The sequence below is a fragment of the Dyella sp. BiH032 genome (genome assembly GCF_031954525.1).
In the GTDB taxonomy this organism is placed as follows: Bacteria; Pseudomonadota; Gammaproteobacteria; order Xanthomonadales; family Rhodanobacteraceae; genus Dyella_D.
Genome location: NZ_CP134867.1, coordinates 1,985,514 through 2,001,826 on the forward strand (window position 1 = coordinate 1,985,514; position 16,313 = coordinate 2,001,826).

Genomic DNA, 16,313 nt, shown 5'->3' on the forward strand with positions numbered 1-16,313 from the left:
GTCCATACGATGTTTTCAGGCAATCCGACCATGATCGCGCACCCTTATGACCATTACATCTCCATCCATGCAGCGCCGCGCCGGCCTCCTCGCGCTGGCCCTGTGCCTGGCGCCGGCCGCCGCCATGGCATGGCAGCAGCGCACGCCCACCCAGGCGCCGCCGGTGAACTACAACACCATCCAGACGCAGCAGGCCAACCAGCAGGCGATCCTGACGGATAAGCTGCAGACCAACCAGCTGCTCGAGCAGCAGCGTCAGCGCAACGCCGCCGCCATCCGCCGCCCCGTCCAGAACACCCCCGGCGCCACCCCGCCGCTGGACCTCTCCAACCAGGCCCAGCAAGACCGCTTCAACGCCCGCCAGCGCGACGTCGTCGACCAATACCGCGCCGCCTCCGCCTCCTCGCCGCTGGTGTTGCCGCAACCGTTGCCGCAACCGCCGCCCAAGAAGAACGCGAATACCAATCCGCCTCCCGCGCAACAGGGGCAGCCGCAGCGTTGAGGTGTTGAGTGAGTGGGATTCGGGACTCTAGCTGCTCAGTCGCAAGCCCCCGCCCCTCACCCCGCCTTCTCTCCCACGGGGACTACGTTCGGGTCGCCCAGAGGGGAGAAGGAGAAGTGCGGTACCGAGGCAAGCACAGCTAGTGCGAGCTTTTGCTCTCCCGGGTTCCCTTCGCGGCGGTGAGGGCTGGACGATCAGGCCGCCAAAGGCGGGCGGGGACAGGACGTCCCCGCCTTTTCGATTCGGGCAAGGATGCCCGATCGAAAAGCCCGGCCAGCCCTCAACGCACCCGGAGGTGGCGAAGGCCACCGGAGGGCGCCGCGCAGGGGGCCCTTCTTCTTGGTTACTTCTTCTTGGGCAAGCAAGAAGAAGTAACTCGCTCTCCGGCAGGAGAGCGAAACCCTCGCCCCCGGGAGGGGCGAGACAAGGCTGGCGACCACCTCGCCCCGGTTCCCGGCCTGCGCCGGAATGTTCGCAAGCTCCCCCCAGCCTACGCAACCCGCGCAAGCAAAAACAACGTCCCCGCTCACGCCCTCAGGGCAACGCAAACAAATCCCCCCGCGCCACCCGATCCTCCATCGAAAGCAAAAACCGCTTCGTCGGCAGCCCCCCGCCAAACCCCGTCAGACTCCCATTGCTCCCGATCACCCGGTGACACGGCAACACGATCGGAATCGGATTGCGTCCGTTCGCCGCGCCCACCGCGCGTACCGCCAGCGGTTGCCCGATCCGGCGTGCCAATTCCGCATAGCTGATGGTCACGCCATAGGGGATGCGCCCCAGTTCCTCCCAGACGGCGCGCTGGAACGGCGTGCCGACCGGATGCAGTTTCAGGTCGAAGTGCGTGCGCGCGCCGGCGAAATATTCTTCGAGCTGGCGGCGCGGCTCGGCCAGCCGTTCCGGCGCCAGGATCCAGTCCGGCTGAAGCAGCTTGCGGTGGCGGCCGGTTTCGAACCAGACCTCGCGCAGGCCTTGCGTATCGGCGACCAGGCGCAGTCGGCCGATCGGCGTGGCGAGTTCGTCATACCAGATGCTTGCGGCCGTATTCATGCCTTTCGTTCCTTGGTCCGGCTCTCGCGTGCGGTCTTGTCGCGCTCGGCCGCATCGCTCGCGGCGCGCCACAGATGCATCACCGCGTAGGCACGCCACGGCCGCCAATCCTCGGCCAGCGCGGTGAGCGCCTTGGTGCTTAGTTCAGGGCCGTCGCCGGCCGCGACGCGGCGCAGGATGAGGTCGGCGGCGGGGAACGCGTCGGGATGGCTCAATGCGCGCATGGCCATGTAGTGCGCGGTCCACTCGCCGATGCCGGCCAGTTCCACCCAGCGCGCCACGAACTCGTCCAGCGGCTGTTCGCTGCGGAAGTCGATGCGCCCATCCAGCAGTGCGAGCGCCACGCCCTGCACGGTGTTCGCGCGCGCCGTGGTCAGGCCGACTTCGCGCAGATCGACGTCGACCAGCATTTCCGGACCGGGAAACAGGCGTTCCAGGCCCGGCGCGGCCGGCACCGCCACCGGCGTTCCCCAGCGCTGCACGATGCGCGTGGCCAGCGTGCGTGCCGCGGCCACGCTGACTTGCTGGCCCAGGATGGCGCGTACGGCGATCTCGAACCCGTCCCAGCCGCCCGGCAGGCGCAGGCCGGGGCGGCGCCGGTGCAGCGGCTTCAGCACGTCGCTGGCGCGCATCACGTCGGCGATCGCACGCGGGTCGGCATCGAGATCGAACATGCGCCGCAGCCGGGTGACGATGCCGAGCATCTGCGCGGGCCGCGGGCACAGCAGCTCCAGTTTCAGCGCGTGCTCGCCGCCGGGCCATGCGCTCAGCCGCAGCCAGCCGGGCGCGTCGGCGGGGCCGAACACGCGCGCATAGCTGTGTGCGTCCACCTGTTCGACGCCGGGCAGCGAGCGCGTGCGCAGGAACGCGAGGATCGCCTCGAAGTCGTACGGCGGCCGATAGCCCAGCCGCAGGACGAGTGCGCCGCCGATGGCCTTGGCCGGATGGCGGCGCATGTCGCGCGGCGGCATCCGGTTCGCCTGCTGGAAGGCGGCGTTGAAGCGCCGCAGGCTGCGGAAGCCCGATGCCAGCGCCACGTCAGTGACGGACATGTCGGTTTCGGTGAGCAGCTGCTTGGCGAACAGCAGCCGGCGGGTGGTGTGCACGCTGATCGGCGGCGCGCCCAGGCGCTCGACGAACACGCGGCGGAGCTGGCGCGCACCGATGCCGATGCGCTGCGCGACCGCGTCCAGCGAGTCGTCTTCCAGCGCGCCCTGTTCCATCAGCTTCAGTGCGCGCGCGATCACATGGTCGCCGCGCTGCCAGCTGTCGTTGCCGGGCGACAGTTCCGGGCGACAGCGCAGGCAGGGGCGAAAACCCGCCGCCTCGGCGGCTGCGGCGCTGGCGTAATAGCGCACGTTCTCGGCCTTCGGCGACGGCGCCGGGCACACCGGCCGGCAGTAGATGCGCGTACTGGTGACTGCGGTGAAGAACAGGCCGTCGAAGCGCGCATCGCGGCTGAGCCGCGCCTGCTCGCAGAGGCGGTCGGAGAGGGCTGCGGACGGATCGGGGAGGGCGGACATGCGTGCAGGCTAGCACCGCCCGCACCTCCCGACTCGCCGTTTTCGGACATCAATAGGGCGGCCGGCTTTGGGCTCGCATCGATGGATCCGTGTGGCGACCCAGCGTGATACCAGCGGGGAGGGCGCGCGGCTCGCTACGCTCACCCCGCCCCGAGTGGGCGTCATTTCACCGGCGCCATCAGGTGCTGGTACGGCGTCCCCGCCCACATCACGTACGGCACCGACGTATCCGGGTCGGCCTCCTTGGGATACATGTCGTAGAACGACGGGTTCGCGCCGACCACCATCACGTGCGGGCCCGTCTTCACCCAGTGATTGCTCGCGTCCGGCTTCGTCGCATACGGGTCCGTGTTGCTCGCGTCCGTGCCGCCCGCGAGCATGTACATCAACCCGACCTTGCCGGCCGGCGGCGGCTTGTGGCTCATCCAGGCCTGTGCCCACTCCATCGCGTTCTTGTCCATGCACATCGGGTCCGGCCCCGGGGTTTCCGGGTTGTCGGGCATGCAGGTGAAATCGTTCGTGCCTTTGCGCAGCGTGCGCATCGTGCCGTCCGCATTCATCGCCACGATGGTCGCGCCTTTCGCGACGCCGGCCGGCGCGGCGCGCATCGCGCTGGCGATCAGTTCCGCGTCGCCCGGCGCGTGCTTCGCCGCGGCCTTGTCGGCGGCGGAGGCAGTGCTTGCCAGCAGCAGGGTGGCGACCAGCGCTGCAAGATAAGTCGTGCGTGTCGCGTACATGGGACCCTCCCGTTCGACCGCGACGGCGGCCAAGCCCGGCTTTCCCCTGCGCAAAGTCTGGTCTCGCCCCGATAGCGCGGCAATCGGCCAAACGGACGGTTTTGCCGCAGTGCAGTTGGCGGTGGCGAAAACGGGCGCCCATAATCGCGATTTCCCCTCGCCAGTCAGGATTTCCGATGAATGCCCCGACGCGTATCGATACCACCCGCACCGTCCGAGCGCCGCGCGGTTCCGAGCTGAGCTGCAAAAGCTGGCTTACCGAGGCCCCGTTCCGCATGCTGCAGAACAACCTCGACCCCGATGTCGCGGAGAACCCGGCCGAACTCGTGGTGTACGGCGGCATCGGCCGCGCCGCGCGGAACTGGGAATGCTTCGACGCCATCCTGCGCGCGCTGCGCGAGCTTAACGACGACGAGACCCTGCTGATCCAGTCCGGCAAGCCGGTGGGCGTGTTTCCCACGCACCCGGATGCGCCGCGCGTGCTGCTGGCCAATTCCAACCTGGTGCCGGCCTGGGCGAACTGGGAGCACTTCAACGAGCTGGATAAGAAGGGCCTGATGATGTACGGCCAGATGACGGCCGGCTCGTGGATCTACATCGGTTCGCAGGGCATCGTGCAGGGCACCTACGAGACATTCGTCGAGATGGGCCGCCAGCACTATGCCGGCAACCTGAAAGGCAAGTGGATCCTCACCGCCGGCCTCGGCGGCATGGGCGGCGCGCAGCCGCTGGCCGCTTCGCTGGCCGGCGCGTGTTCGCTGAACGTCGAATGCCAGCAGAGCCGCATCGACTTCCGCCTGAAGACCCGCTACGTGGACGAACAGGCCACCGACCTGGACGACGCGCTGGCGCGCATCGCCAGGTACACGGCGGCCGGCGAAGCCAAGTCGATCGCGCTGCTGGGCAATGCGGCCGACGTGCTGCCGGAACTGGTGCGCCGCGGCGTCAGGCCCGACGCGGTGACCGACCAGACCAGCGCGCACGACCCGGTCAACGGCTACCTGCCCAACGGCTGGACGGTGGAGCAGTGGTTCGAGCGCCGCAAGAACGACCCGGCCGGCACCGCGAAGGCGGCCAAGTCGTCGATGCGCAGGCACGTCGAGGCGATGCTGGCGTTCCAGGCCATGGGCATCCCCACCTTCGACTACGGCAACAACATCCGCCAGATGGCCAAGGACGAAGGCTGCACGAACGCCTTCGACTTCCCCGGCTTCGTGCCGGCCTACGTGCGTCCGCTGTTCTGCCGCGGCGTGGGGCCGTTCCGCTGGGTGGCGCTGTCGGGCGACCCGGAGGACATCTACAAGACCGACGCCAAGGTCAAGGAACTGGTGCCGGACGATCCGCATCTGCATCGCTGGCTGGACATGGCCAGGGAGCGCATCAGCTTCCAGGGCCTGCCGGCGCGCATCTGCTGGGTAGGCCTGGGGACTCGCCACAAGCTCGGCCTGGCGTTCAACGAGATGGTGCGCAAGGGCGAGCTGAAGGCGCCGGTGGTGATCGGGCGCGACCACCTGGATTCCGGCTCGGTCGCGAGCCCGAACCGCGAGACCGAGGCGATGAAGGACGGCAGCGACGCGGTCTCCGACTGGCCGCTGCTCAACGCCATGCTCAACGTGGCCGGCGGTGCCACCTGGGTCTCGCTGCACCACGGTGGCGGTGTCGGCATGGGCTACTCGCAGCATTCGGGCGTAGTGATCGTCTGCGACGGCAGCGAGGCAGCCGACCGGCGCATCGCCCGCGTGCTGTGGAACGACCCCGGCACGGGCGTGATGCGCCACGCGGACGCCGGCTACGACATCGCTGTGCGCTGCGCCAAGGAGCAGGGACTCAAGCTGCCCATGCTCTGAGATAGCCGGCTCTGCCCCCAGGGCAGTTCGAGACAAGCCGGCTCCGCCGTGCGGCGGGGTCGGCATCGGCCGAAAGCGGCATCGGAAGCTTATGGCGAATGGAGGCGCGCACTCCGGCGCACTTCCCATATTCGGCCACCCCCCAGTGCGAAGACTATGACGTTCCGGCGCCTTCCTGGCGCCGGGGCGCCGGCCATCCGTGCCGGCGCCAGCCTGAGTCAAAAACACTGGAGAGCATCATGAACACGCAATTCGAACGCACTGGCGCGCTGACCGAGCTGAGCAGCTACCCGTCCTGGGCGCAGGACCTCGTCCATGCCTGCGAGGAGACCAAGCGCAAGGTGGTCAACCATGAGCTGTGGGGGCTGATGATGGAGAACCGTCTTCACGCGGCCTCCACGCGCGACTTCATGGTGGGCATCTGGCCCGTCATCGAGCGTTTTCCCGCCTACATGGCATTGAACCTGCTTAAGACTCAGTACGGTCGGAGCCCAGGGGACAACCTGGCCCGGCGCTGGCTGGTCCGCAACATCCGGGTGGAGCAGAACCATGCCGAGTACTGGCTGGACTGGGCCGAGGCAGCTGCCATCAGCCGGGACGAGGTGCTGCACGGCCGGCCGCCCCACGGGACGGGGGCACTGCCGGATTGGTGCGAGCAGGTCAGCACCAAGGCCTCCCTGGCCGCAGGCATGATCGCCACCAACTATGCGGTGGAAGGGGCGACCGGGGAGTGGTCGCAGAAGGTCTTCGAGAGCCCCTACAAGGAGGCGTTCGCGGCGGAGAGCCGGGGCAAGGGGCTGCGTTGGCTTCAGCTTCACGCAGCGTACGACGATACTCATCCGTGGGAGGCGCTGGAAATAGTGTGTACGCTAATGGGGACGGCGCCGACGCCGGCCGAGGTGGCCTATCTGGGGGAATGCGTGCGACGCAGCTACGTCAGCATGCAGATCACCTTGGATCGCTGCCTGGACGTGCGCCAGGATCCGTGGTCAGTCAGTGAAGCCGCAGCCTGACGTTGCGTAGTCGCTAGGCGGTACGCATCGCAAGGCAGTGGATGTCGGCTTTGAATGAGGACACGGGACGCGATGCGTAACGCTCGTACTGGCTTGCGAAGACCCCTGCTGCAGAGGCTGCTGCCGCTGGCCTACGCACTGGCGGCGATGCTCGGGTTGATCCTCGCCCTTACGTGGGGGGCCTTGCAGCTCCAGGTGACTCTCGCCGGTTTTCTCAACGGCGAGAGTCTTTGGTCCAAGGCGCAGAAGCAGGCGGTGGTGGACCTGGAGAACTACGCGGTCAAGGGCGACCCGGCCTACCTGCGCAGCTTCCGCCGCAACTATGCCGTGCTCACCACGGATCGCTATGCGCGCGACAAGATCGACAGCGGCCGGTTCGAGCGCGCCGACGTCATCGAGGCGTTCCGCCGCGGCGGCGTGATCCCCTCGGCGATTCCGGGCATGGTGTTCATCCTGCAGTACTTCTCCGCCGCGCCGCACATGCGCGAGGCGCTGGCCGACTGGCATTCGGTGGACGGCCAGATCGAGGAACTCGACGTCATCGCGGGCGAACTCGAACGCAGCTACGGCGCGGGTACGCCACCGCTCGCCGAGATCGCGCGGCAACGCGACCGCATCCATCGCCTCAACGATTTCATCGAGCCGCGCAGCAGCAGCTTCTCGCTGCACATCGCCAATGGCGCCACCTGGATGGGCCGGGTGCTGTTCGCCAGCGTGGCCCTGATCACCCTGGTCGCCGGATTGCTGTGGCTGCGCATGGCGCGGCGCATCCTGGCGGGCATCCGCGGCACCGAGGAACGCTACCGGCTGCTGTTCGACAGCGCGACGTCCGCCATCGTGATGGTCGATGAGTCGTCCGGCGACATCCTCGACGTCAACCGCACGGCGACCCATTGGACCGGACGCGGCGCCGACGATCTGGTGGGCGAGCCGTTCGGCCGCCTGTTCGCTTCCGCCGAGGCACCCCAGGACGGCGCGATCGCCTTGCTGCGCGATGGCGCGGGCGAAACCCGGCCGGTCGAGATGCAGAGTGCCCTGGCACTGTGGGGCGACCGCTTCGTGCGCCAGGCGATCATCAGCGACGTCTCCGAGCGCCTGACCATGGAGCACGAGCGGCGCATCGCTTCCGAGGCGCTGGCCGGCATCGCCGAGGGCGTGGTGATCGCCGACGCCGAGCGCCGCATCACCACCGCGAACACGGCGTTCAGCCGCATCACCGGCTACGACGCTGAAGAAGTGCGCACCCGCCGTTTCGACGAAACCCGCTGCATGCCCGACGGCACGCCGCTGCCGGCCTCGATCTGGGAAACCGTCGCCAACGGCGGCAACTGGAAGGGCGAGGTCTCCAGCCGGCGGCGTGACGGCAGCAATTACCCGGAGCTGCTGAGCATCAGCGCCATCCGCGACACCTACGGGCGGGTGCAGCACTACGTCGCCGTGCTTACCGACATCACGGCGATCAAGGCCGACCGCCTGCGCCTTGAGCACCTGGCCACGCACGACCCACTCACCGGGCTGGTCAACCGTGCGGAGTTCGAGCGGTTGTGCGAACAGGCCATTTTGAACGCCACGCACGAGCGCACCGCGGTCGCGGTGCTGTTCGTCGACCTGGACGCCTTCAAGGTGGTGAACGACAGCTACAGCCACGCCATCGGCGACAGCCTGCTGGTCAAGGTGGCCGAACGCATCGACCGGGCGCTCGGCCCGCACGACGTGGCCGGCCGCATCGGTGGCGACGAATTCACCGTGCTGCTGGGCCAGCTGCCCACCCGCGAGGACGCGCGCAGCATGGCCAACCGGCTGCTCAGTGCGCTGGCCGAGCCGGTCATGGTGGGCGATTACGAGATCGCTCTCAGCGCCAGCATCGGCGTCGCGGGCTATCCGCTCGACGGCGGCGACCCGATCACGCTGATCACCAACGCCGATGCCGCGATGTACGTGGCCAAGACCGAGGAGCGCAACGCGTTCCGCTTCTATACCCCGCTGATGCATGCGGACGCGCGGCGGCGCCTGATGCTTGGCGTGGACCTGCGCCAGGCGCTGGCGCGCGACGAGTTTTACCTCGTCTTCCAGCCTAACGTGGAGCTTCGCACCGGCCGCATCGTCGCGGTGGAAGCGCTGTTGCGCTGGCGCCATCCCGAGCGCGGCGTGCTGCTGCCGGACGAATTCATCCCCATGGCGGAAAGCCTGGGCCTGATCCGCCAGATCGACGAATGGGTGATGCGCCAGGCCTGCGCACAGGTGCGGCGCTGGGACCTGGCGCACCTGCCGCCGCTGCGCATGGCGATCAATGTCTCAGCCAGCACGTTCGGCCATCGCACCTTCATCGAGCGGCTCAGCGCCGCGCTCGATGCCGAGCAGCTCGACGGCAAGCGGCTGCTGGTGGAGATCACCGAAGGCGCGATCCTGCGCCTGGGCGAGCAGACCGACCGCACCATGCATGCGCTGCACGCGCTGGGCGTGGGCGTGGCGATCGACGACTTCGGCACCGGCTATTCCTCGCTGGCCTACCTCAAGCTGTCGGCCATCGCCTTCCTGAAGATCGACCGCTCCTTCATCAACGGCCTGCCGCAGGATTCGAACAACGCCGCCATCACCGAGGCCATGCTGGCCATCGCACGCAGCCTCGGCCTGCGGCCGATCGCCGAGGGCATCGAGACCCAGGAGCAGCACGATTTCCTGCTCAAGGCCGGCTGTGCGGAGGGGCAGGGCTTCTTCTACTCGCGTCCCGAGGCCGCCGAGGAAATCGAGCGCCAGCTGGCGCGCAACCCGCGCCAGGCGAAACTGCGGCTGGTACCGCCGAAGCATCGCTGACGCGCGCCGTGCGACATGCCTGCGTCGCACACGTAGTTCGCAGCCAACGTAGGTTGGAGTGAGCAAAGCGAACTCCAACACTCCTCCACCGTTGCGAGTCCGCCATCCACATGGCGTTCGCCTTCAGTGAATCTGCACCCCCACCACGCTTTCCTCCGGCCTGTAATCCGAGGGGAACAGCTCTTTCAGATGCCGCACCTTCGGCGCATCGTTGATCACGATGTAGGGCGAGTCCGGGTGCAGCCGGGCGAAGTCCTGGTGATAGGCCTCCGCCATGTAGAACGCCTGCAGCGGCACCACCTGGGTGGCGATCGGTGCGCGGAACACGTGGGCTTGGTCGAGTTGCGCGATATAAGCCGTGGCGATGCGCTTCTGCTCATCGTTGGCATAGAAAATCGCCGAACGGTACTGCGGGCCCACGTCCGGGCCCTGGCGGTTGAGCTGGGTCGGGTCGGCCGCGACCGAGAAGAACACCTGCAGCAGCTTGCCGTAGCTCACCTTGGCCGGGTCGTAGACGATCTTCACCGACTCCGCGTGGCCGGTACGGCCGCTGGATACCTGTTCGTAGTCCGCGGTGGCGGCGTCGCCGCCGGCGTAGCCGGACCACACTTTCCTGACGCCCTTGACGTGTTCGAACACCGATTCGACGCCCCAGAAGCAGCCCCCGGCGAAGACGGCGGTCTGCTCGCCGCGCTGCGCGGGCGGTGCCGCGTCGAGTGCCGGCGGCGGTGCGGCCACGGGCGCGCTGTCGGCGGAGACGACGCCGCAGGCGGCCAGTCCCGCGGCAAGCATCAGGCTGGCGAGGACGCGCAGGCGGGGCAGGCGGGCGGCAGCCCGGCGGGCAGGGGGCAGGTGCGTAGTGGACATGGCGGGCGCTCCAATGACTGGGTCAGCCTCCTTTCGCCCGAGCGTCGCCATCCGTTACCCGTCGTCGTCCTTGGGCGATGGTATGGTGCCGCCTCCCCGTTTTCCGGATCCCCCCGACATGACACACGCCATCGACTTGCCGGCTTATCTTCGACGCATCGGCTACACGGGCGAGGTGAAGCCGGACGTCGCGACCTTGCGCGCGCTGGCCGCGGCGCACGTGGCGGCGATTCCGTTCGAGAACCTCGATCCCTTCCTCGGCGTGCCGGTGGTACTGGAATTGCCGCGCTTGGAGCGCAAACTGATCGAGCACGGCCGCGGCGGCTACTGCTTCGAGCACAACTTCCTGTTCCGCGAGGTGCTGCGCACGATCGGCTACCCGGTCACCGGCCTGATCGCGCGCGTACTGTGGCAGCGCGACGAAAGCGAGATCACGGCGCAGAGCCACATGCTGCTGCGCGTGGAGATCGAGGGCGAGAGCTGGCTGGCCGACGTGGGCTTCGGCGGGATGGTGCTGTCGGGTGCGCTGCGTCTGGTGCCCGGCATCGAGCAGCCTAGCGCGCACGAGCCCTACCGGCTGCTGGAAGACAACGGCCAATGGCGCATGCAGGCGCTGGTACGCGGGCAGTGGTGGACGCTGTACCGCTTCGACCTGCAACCGCGCGAGGACATCGACTACGTGGTGGCGAACCACTACACCTCGACCTTTCCGCAGTCGCACTTCCTGCACCAGCTCACCATCGCGCGCAGCGTGCCGGGCCGGCGCCTGAGCCTGCGCAGCCGCGATTTCACCGTGCATCACCTCGGCGGCGAGTCGGTCCGGCGCACCTTGGGCAGCGCGGAGGAGATCCTTGAGGTACTGGAGCGGGAGTTCCAGATCCAGGTGCCGCGGCTGTCGCACCTGCTGGCGCGTTTCGACGCCTTGCCGATGCCCGCCGCCTGAGCGCGTGGCTCAGGCGGGCCGCTTGACCCGAATCCGCATGCCTTCGACGTCTACCACCTGGCCTGCGTGGATCTTGCAGGTCTTGCGCAGCTCCTGCTGCCCGTCGACGTAGACCGCGCCGCTGGCCACGATCGCCTTGCCGGCACCGCCGCTGTCGCACAGGCCGGTCAGTTTCAGCAACTGGTTGAGTTCCACATATTCGTGGCGGTCGTCGAGTTCGAAGTCGAGGGCTGGCATCGGTGCGTTGGTGTTCAGAAGTCAGGGTCGTTGAAAGCGCTTTCGGGCATGGCGAAGAAGGCGAAGAACAGCCGCTCGTCCTCCTGCCATTCCTCGGCCGCCTCGTCGAGGATGTCGAGCAGGACGTCGAAGTCTTCCTCGTTGGCATCGCGCAGGTCGTCGGCATGGTCGAAGAGCAGCAGGTAGCCTTCGCCGGGCAGCCATTGCAGGTCGCGCACGCAGTCGGAGAGCGCATCCCAGTTGCCGCCGAAGTCCTCCGGCAGCCGCAGCGACGTCCGCAGGCGGCGCAGCAGTTCCTCCTTGCCGGTGCAGCCGCGCAGGCTGGTGCGCGCGACGAACAGTCCCTGGCCCTGGCCTTGCGCGGCAAGCGGGGCAAGGTCTTCTTCGATCACGAAGAACACGCCACCGGCGCTGGGGTCGGTCAAATCGATGTCGTAGTCGTCGGTCATCGCGGTACCTCGAAAGCGCGGAACGTGCGGTAGTGATCGTCGGTGTAGTAGTAGACCACCGGCGGGTTACCGCCCGTAATGATGCGCCGGGCCCCGCGATAGTCGAGCCCTGGCGTGTCCACGGTGTATTCGCGGTAGTAGCCCCGCGGCCGGGGCGGAAGCCGCCCCTCGCGATTGCCGAAGACGGTGCCGTCCTGGCGGTGCGGGAAAGGGCCGCCGCGGGCGATCAGGGCGAGCGTGTCCCGCGCTTCGGCGGGCAGGAAGGCGGGCAGGCCGGCCGGCGATCGAGCGCCGGCGTCTTCGCCGGCGCGGCCGGGCGGCGCGGCCGGAACCCGGCTCGGGACCTGGCCTGCGGCCGGAGTGGCGGAGGCGAGCGGCGGCGGCGCGGGAGCCGGCGCGTGGCGGTTCCACAGGATCGCCGCGATCGCCACCACGGCCAGCAACAGCAAGGCTTTGAGCGAGCGCATCGAGATTCCCCCAGGAAGTGGCGCGCAGCTTAGCAGGCGCGACTGAAGGGCTCTTCGGCTTGGTGGCCGCAAGAACTTGCGTCACACTCGGGGCTTTTGGCCGGTCCCGGGAGCACGCATGAGCGCCGCCCTTCCATCCGCGCGCGGCCGCCTGCCGCGCCAGATCCCCTACATCATCGGCAACGAGGGCTGCGAGCGCTTTTCCTTCTACGGGATGCGCAACATCCTCACGCCGTTCCTGATCACTTCGCTGCTGCTGCATCTGCCGGAGGCGGAGCGTCCCGGTGCGGCGAAGGACGTATTCCACACCTTCGTCATCGGCGTGTACTTCTTCCCGCTGCTGGGCGGCTGGCTGGCCGACCGCTTCTTCGGCAAGTACCACACGGTGCTGTGGATGAGCCTGGTGTACTGCCTGGGCCACCTGTGCCTGGCGCTGTTCGAGCGCCATCCCACCGGCTTCTACGCCGGACTGGGCCTGATTGCGCTGGGCGCGGGCGGCATCAAGCCGTTGGTGGCGTCGTTCGTCGGCGACCAGTTCGACCAGGGCAACAAGCACCTGGCGAAAGTTGTGTTCGATGCCTTTTACTGGATCATCAACTTCGGCTCGTTCTTCGCGTCGCTGCTGATGCCGATGTTCCTGCACCACTTCGGGGCGGCCGTGGCGTTCGGCATTCCCGGCGCGCTGATGTTCGTCGCCACCTTCGTGTTGTGGCTGGGGCGCCGCCGCTACGTGATGGTGCCGCCGTCGCCGCCCGATCCGGACGCGTTTTCCCGCGTGGTGCGCACGGCGCTGCTCGCCCAGTTGCCAGGCCAGGGACGTGCCGGCCTGTGGCTGGCGGGCGCGGGCGCGCTCGCTGCCGCGGTGGCGCTGGCCATGACGCCTTGGCTGGGATTCGTGATCGCGCTGTGCCTGGCCATCGTCGCCCTGATCGGCGGCATCGGCGGCGGCGCGTGGCTGCAGATGGAACGGGCGCGCGGCCGGCATCCGGATGTCGCAGTGGACGGCGCGCGCAACGTGCTGCGGGTGCTGGTGATCTTCGCGCTCACCACGCCGTTCTTCTCGCTGTTCGACCAGAAGGCATCGACCTGGGTGCTGCAAGGCCATGCGATGAGCACGCCGCACTGGTTCCATCCCGCGCAGATGCAGGCGCTGAACCCGCTGCTGGTGATGCTGCTGATCCCCTTCAACAACCTGGTGCTGTTCCCGCTGCTGCGTCGGCGCCGTTGCGAGCCGACCGCGCTGCGCAAGATGACCGCCGGCATCGCCTTCGCCGGCGTGGCCTGGATCGTGGTCGGCGGCTACCAGCTGCTGCTCGATGATGGGCACGGCCTGTCGATCGTGTGGCAGGTGTTGCCTTACCTGTTGCTGACGTTCGGCGAGGTGCTGGTGGCGGCGACCGGGCCCGAATTCGCCTACAGCCAGGCGCCGGCCTCGATGAAGGGCGTGATGATGAGCTTCTGGTACCTGGCCACCACCATCGGCAACCTGTGGGTGCTGATCGCCAACGCGGCTGTGCGCAACGACACGGTGACGGGCCATATCGAGGCGACGGGCCTGAGCGCCGATGCCTTCCAGATGTTCTTCTTCGCGGCGTTCGCCCTGCTGGCGGCACTGGCCTTCGGCGCCTATGCGCGCCGGTACCGCGAGGTCGACAACTACCGGGCCGCCTGACCTCATTCCGGCAAATGGACGGCTAGACGGATGCGGCGCGGCGATGGCGTGCCGTGCCTTTTCCTGCGAACGGGTACGCAGTGGCGCGCTCCGAGCGTTGATCGGCCGCGGGCGCGCATGTACATTCCCAGAAATTTTGCATGGGGGGATCCATGAGCGAACGACGGATGGGCCGGGCTGCGTGCCTGGTAGCGATGGCCGCGGCGCTGTGCGCCTGCGGTGGGCAGAAGGTACGCGATACCGTGCCCGTGGACGCGCTGGTGGTGCCGGCCTTCGCGCCGTGGATCAGCGTGGAGCCCACCCAGGGCGACCTGCAGGTGCGCGGATTGGACGAGAAGGTGGTCCTCACCCCGTCGCGGCCGGTCTCCGAGGTGCTGCAGGCCCAGCTGCGCAAGGCGCTGCAGCCGGCCTACATCTCCAACCTCACGTTGGCCTGCGAGCGCGTGAAGACCGACATGCGCGTACGCCACGAGGACGACAAGCCGTCCATCGCCACGCTGGACATCAGCATGCGCTGCACGACCAATGCGCGCGGTTTCGTCACCCGCAGCGAGCCGCACCTGGAACCGTCGGCCGAGGTCAACGCGCAGACGGACTACTCCAAGCTGTTCGTCAGCCTGCTGGGCAACGCCTCGAACGAACTGGCGACCAAGCTGCAAGCCGACATCGACGCCAGCAAGAGCAACCTCAAGTAAGTCGCGTGGCCCGGCTCAGCGCCGGGCCTGCGCCCACGCCGCCGCGCCGCGGCCGGCCCGCAGGCCGCTGGCGAAACAGGCGGTGAGCAGGTAGCCGCCGGTCGGCGCCTCCCAATCCAGCATCTCGCCCGCGCAAAAAGTGCCGGGCAGGGCTTTCAGCATCAGGTCCTCGTCCAGCGCCTCCAGCCGCACGCCGCCGGCGCTGCTGATCGCCTCGGCGAGCGGACGGGGGTTCCGCAGCCGCAGCTCGAACCGCTTGATCGCCCGGGCGAGCGCGACACTGTCCTGGAGGCGCGCCTTATCGAGTGTTTCGTGCAGCAGCGCCGCCTTGACGCCCGCGATACCGGCCTGGCGCCGCAGGTGTTCGCTCAGCGAGCGGCTGCCGCGCGGCCTGGCCAGGTCTTTTTCCAGTCGCTCCAGCGGGCGGTCCGGGGCCAGGTCCAGCGTGAGCGTGGCGTGGCCGTCCCGCTCGATCGCTGCGCGCAGCATCGCCGAGAGCGCATAGACCAGGCTGCCTTCGATCCCTGTCGCGGTGATGACGCACTCGCCCTGTCGCTGCTGTTCGCGCCCCGCGGCGTCGCGCCAGTGCGCGACCACCGGCTTCAGCGGCGCGCCGGCATGGCGCTCGGCCAGGTGCGCGCTCCAGCCGATGTCGAAACCGCAGTTGGAAGGGCGCAAAGGGGCGACGTCCACGCCGCGCGCGGCCAACCAGGGCTGCCACGCGCCGTCCGAACCGAGCTGCGGCCAGCTGCCGCCGCCGAGGGCGAGCACGGTGGCGTCGGGCCGGACGGCGAGTTCGCCGCCGGGCGTATCGAAGCGCAGCGCGCCGTCGTCCGCCCAGCCGAGCCAGCGCTGGTGGACGTGGAAGCGCACGCCGCTCTCGCGCAGGCGGTGCACCCACGCGCGCAGCAGCGGCGCGGCTTTCAGGTCGGCGGGGAACACGCGGCCGGACGTGCCGACGAAGGTTTCCACGCCCAGGCCGCGCGCCCAGGCACGCAGGGCGTCGGCGTCGAAGTCGTCGAGCCAGCGGCCGACCTCCGCGGCGCGTTCGCCGTAGCGCCGGTCGAAGGCGGGGCGGGGTTCGCCATGGGTGAGGTTCATGCCGCCCACGCCGGCAAGCAGGAATTTCCGCCCCACGGAGCCTTTGGCTTCGTGGACGTCGACGTCGAGGCCGGCAGCGCGGGCGGTTTCGGCGGCCATGAGGCCGGCGGGGCCGGCGCCGATGATGGTGAGCGTGGGGGGCATGTGGGGTGTTGCCTGGGAGTGGGGGGATTTTAGGGGGTGGGGCTTGGGTTGCCATCTCCTGGATGGGGAGGCTGGCGGGTGCGCGCGCGGGGCGTAGGTTGGGGGAGTTCGCGAACCCCAACGCGAGGCGCTGGCGATCGCCTCGTCCTCCCATTCTCGTCATTCCGGCGTAGGCGGGACGTAGCGCGTCGCGCGGGAACGCCCGGAGGGCGGCCCCGAAGGGGCGAGCGTGACGAGTCATCCAGTGGCGTT

At 68.6% G+C, this 16,313-nt stretch carries 15 protein-coding genes; 7 read left to right on the top strand and 8 right to left on the bottom strand.

Annotated elements, in window-relative coordinates:
• Positions 1–46: 46 nt before the first annotated feature.
• Positions 47–502: a hypothetical protein gene (locus RKE25_RS08790; protein WP_311841861.1), complete on the top strand. Its 456-nt coding sequence runs from the start codon at positions 47–49 to the stop codon at positions 500–502.
• A gap of 534 nt (positions 503–1,036) precedes the next feature.
• Here RKE25_RS08790 and RKE25_RS08795 read toward each other — a convergent pair.
• From RKE25_RS08795 to RKE25_RS08805, 3 genes are all read right to left on the bottom strand, one after another.
• Positions 1,037–1,552 (bottom strand): methylated-DNA--[protein]-cysteine S-methyltransferase, encoded by a 516-nt coding sequence (locus RKE25_RS08795; protein ID WP_311841862.1) that lies wholly within the window; start codon positions 1,550–1,552, stop codon positions 1,037–1,039.
• Positions 1,549–3,075, bottom strand: a complete 1,527-nt coding sequence (locus tag RKE25_RS08800) for an AlkA N-terminal domain-containing protein (RefSeq protein WP_311841863.1) — start codon at positions 3,073–3,075, stop codon at positions 1,549–1,551. Before RKE25_RS08800 ends, RKE25_RS08795 begins: the two co-directional genes overlap by 4 nt.
• 161 nt (positions 3,076–3,236) lie before the next feature.
• Positions 3,237–3,812 (bottom strand): hypothetical protein, encoded by a 576-nt coding sequence (locus RKE25_RS08805; protein ID WP_311841864.1) that lies wholly within the window; start codon positions 3,810–3,812, stop codon positions 3,237–3,239.
• Between the two features lie 176 nt (positions 3,813–3,988).
• Here RKE25_RS08805 and hutU point away from each other — a divergent pair, with 176 nt between their 5' ends.
• From hutU to RKE25_RS08820, 3 genes are all read left to right on the top strand, one after another.
• On the top strand, positions 3,989–5,659 hold the full coding sequence (gene hutU / locus RKE25_RS08810; RefSeq protein WP_311841865.1) for a urocanate hydratase: 1,671 nt from the start codon (positions 3,989–3,991) through the stop codon (positions 5,657–5,659).
• A gap of 239 nt (positions 5,660–5,898) precedes the next feature.
• Positions 5,899–6,672 carry an iron-containing redox enzyme family protein gene (locus RKE25_RS08815; RefSeq protein ID WP_311841866.1) on the top strand — a complete coding sequence of 258 codons (774 nt, stop codon included), beginning with the start codon at positions 5,899–5,901 and terminating at the stop codon, positions 6,670–6,672.
• 93 nt (positions 6,673–6,765) lie between these two features.
• Positions 6,766–9,486, top strand: coding sequence for an EAL domain-containing protein (locus RKE25_RS08820; RefSeq protein WP_311841867.1), 2,721 nt, complete (start codon positions 6,766–6,768; stop codon positions 9,484–9,486).
• A 123-nt stretch (positions 9,487–9,609) separates the two neighbouring features.
• Here RKE25_RS08820 and msrA read toward each other — a convergent pair whose 3' ends face one another.
• Positions 9,610–10,278 carry a peptide-methionine (S)-S-oxide reductase MsrA gene (gene msrA / locus RKE25_RS08825; RefSeq protein ID WP_311842361.1) on the bottom strand — a complete coding sequence of 223 codons (669 nt, stop codon included), beginning with the start codon at positions 10,276–10,278 and terminating at the stop codon, positions 9,610–9,612.
• 193 nt (positions 10,279–10,471) lie between these two features.
• Between msrA and RKE25_RS08830 the strand changes: the two genes are divergently transcribed.
• Entirely contained in the window at positions 10,472–11,296 is an 825-nt protein-coding gene (locus RKE25_RS08830; RefSeq protein ID WP_311841868.1) for an arylamine N-acetyltransferase, read from the top strand.
• A gap of 9 nt (positions 11,297–11,305) precedes the next feature.
• Here RKE25_RS08830 and RKE25_RS08835 read toward each other — a convergent pair whose 3' ends face one another.
• The 3 genes from RKE25_RS08835 to RKE25_RS08845 are packed head-to-tail and all read right to left on the bottom strand — an operon-like array spanning position 11,306 to position 12,449.
• Positions 11,306–11,533, bottom strand: coding sequence for an RNA-binding S4 domain-containing protein (locus tag RKE25_RS08835; RefSeq protein ID WP_311841869.1), 228 nt, complete (start codon positions 11,531–11,533; stop codon positions 11,306–11,308).
• A gap of 14 nt (positions 11,534–11,547) precedes the next feature.
• Positions 11,548–11,982 (bottom strand): barstar family protein, encoded by a 435-nt coding sequence (locus RKE25_RS08840; RefSeq protein ID WP_311841870.1) that lies wholly within the window; start codon positions 11,980–11,982, stop codon positions 11,548–11,550.
• Positions 11,979–12,449, bottom strand: a complete 471-nt coding sequence (locus RKE25_RS08845; RefSeq protein WP_311841871.1) for a ribonuclease domain-containing protein — start codon at positions 12,447–12,449, stop codon at positions 11,979–11,981. The genes RKE25_RS08840 and RKE25_RS08845 overlap by 4 nt, the downstream gene beginning before the upstream one ends.
• A gap of 118 nt (positions 12,450–12,567) precedes the next feature.
• Here RKE25_RS08845 and RKE25_RS08850 point away from each other — a divergent pair, with 118 nt between their 5' ends.
• Positions 12,568–14,121: an oligopeptide:H+ symporter gene (locus tag RKE25_RS08850; protein ID WP_311841872.1), complete on the top strand. Its 1,554-nt coding sequence runs from the start codon at positions 12,568–12,570 to the stop codon at positions 14,119–14,121.
• A gap of 152 nt (positions 14,122–14,273) precedes the next feature.
• Positions 14,274–14,816 (top strand): hypothetical protein, encoded by a 543-nt coding sequence (locus RKE25_RS08855; protein WP_311841873.1) that lies wholly within the window; start codon positions 14,274–14,276, stop codon positions 14,814–14,816.
• A 15-nt stretch (positions 14,817–14,831) separates the two neighbouring features.
• Here the strand turns inward: RKE25_RS08855 and RKE25_RS08860 are convergent, their stop codons facing one another.
• Positions 14,832–16,061, bottom strand: coding sequence for a TIGR03862 family flavoprotein (locus tag RKE25_RS08860; RefSeq protein ID WP_311841874.1), 1,230 nt, complete (start codon positions 16,059–16,061; stop codon positions 14,832–14,834).
• Between the last annotated feature and the right edge of the window lie 252 nt (positions 16,062–16,313).

Bases quoted from the DNA above. Each gene is read 5' to 3' on its own strand.
- RKE25_RS08860 (WP_311841874.1), bottom strand. From the start codon at position 16,061: ATGCCCCCCACGCTCACCATCATCGGCGCCGGCCCCGCCGGCCTCATG.
- RKE25_RS08840 (WP_311841870.1), bottom strand. From the start codon at position 11,982: ATGACCGACGACTACGACATCGATTTGACCGACCCCAGCGCCGGTGGC.
- hutU (WP_311841865.1), top strand. From the start codon at position 3,989: ATGAATGCCCCGACGCGTATCGATACCACCCGCACCGTCCGAGCGCCG.
- RKE25_RS08835 (WP_311841869.1), bottom strand. From the start codon at position 11,533: ATGCCAGCCCTCGACTTCGAACTCGACGACCGCCACGAATATGTGGAA.
- RKE25_RS08855 (WP_311841873.1), top strand. From the start codon at position 14,274: ATGAGCGAACGACGGATGGGCCGGGCTGCGTGCCTGGTAGCGATGGCC.
- RKE25_RS08845 (WP_311841871.1), bottom strand. From the start codon at position 12,449: ATGCGCTCGCTCAAAGCCTTGCTGTTGCTGGCCGTGGTGGCGATCGCG.
- RKE25_RS08795 (WP_311841862.1), bottom strand. From the start codon at position 1,552: ATGAATACGGCCGCAAGCATCTGGTATGACGAACTCGCCACGCCGATC.
- RKE25_RS08815 (WP_311841866.1), top strand. From the start codon at position 5,899: ATGAACACGCAATTCGAACGCACTGGCGCGCTGACCGAGCTGAGCAGC.
- RKE25_RS08800 (WP_311841863.1), bottom strand. From the start codon at position 3,075: ATGTCCGCCCTCCCCGATCCGTCCGCAGCCCTCTCCGACCGCCTCTGC.
- RKE25_RS08850 (WP_311841872.1), top strand. From the start codon at position 12,568: ATGAGCGCCGCCCTTCCATCCGCGCGCGGCCGCCTGCCGCGCCAGATC.
- msrA (WP_311842361.1), bottom strand. From the start codon at position 10,278: ATGCTTGCCGCGGGACTGGCCGCCTGCGGCGTCGTCTCCGCCGACAGC.
- RKE25_RS08830 (WP_311841868.1), top strand. From the start codon at position 10,472: ATGACACACGCCATCGACTTGCCGGCTTATCTTCGACGCATCGGCTAC.
- RKE25_RS08805 (WP_311841864.1), bottom strand. From the start codon at position 3,812: ATGTACGCGACACGCACGACTTATCTTGCAGCGCTGGTCGCCACCCTG.
- RKE25_RS08790 (WP_311841861.1), top strand. From the start codon at position 47: ATGACCATTACATCTCCATCCATGCAGCGCCGCGCCGGCCTCCTCGCG.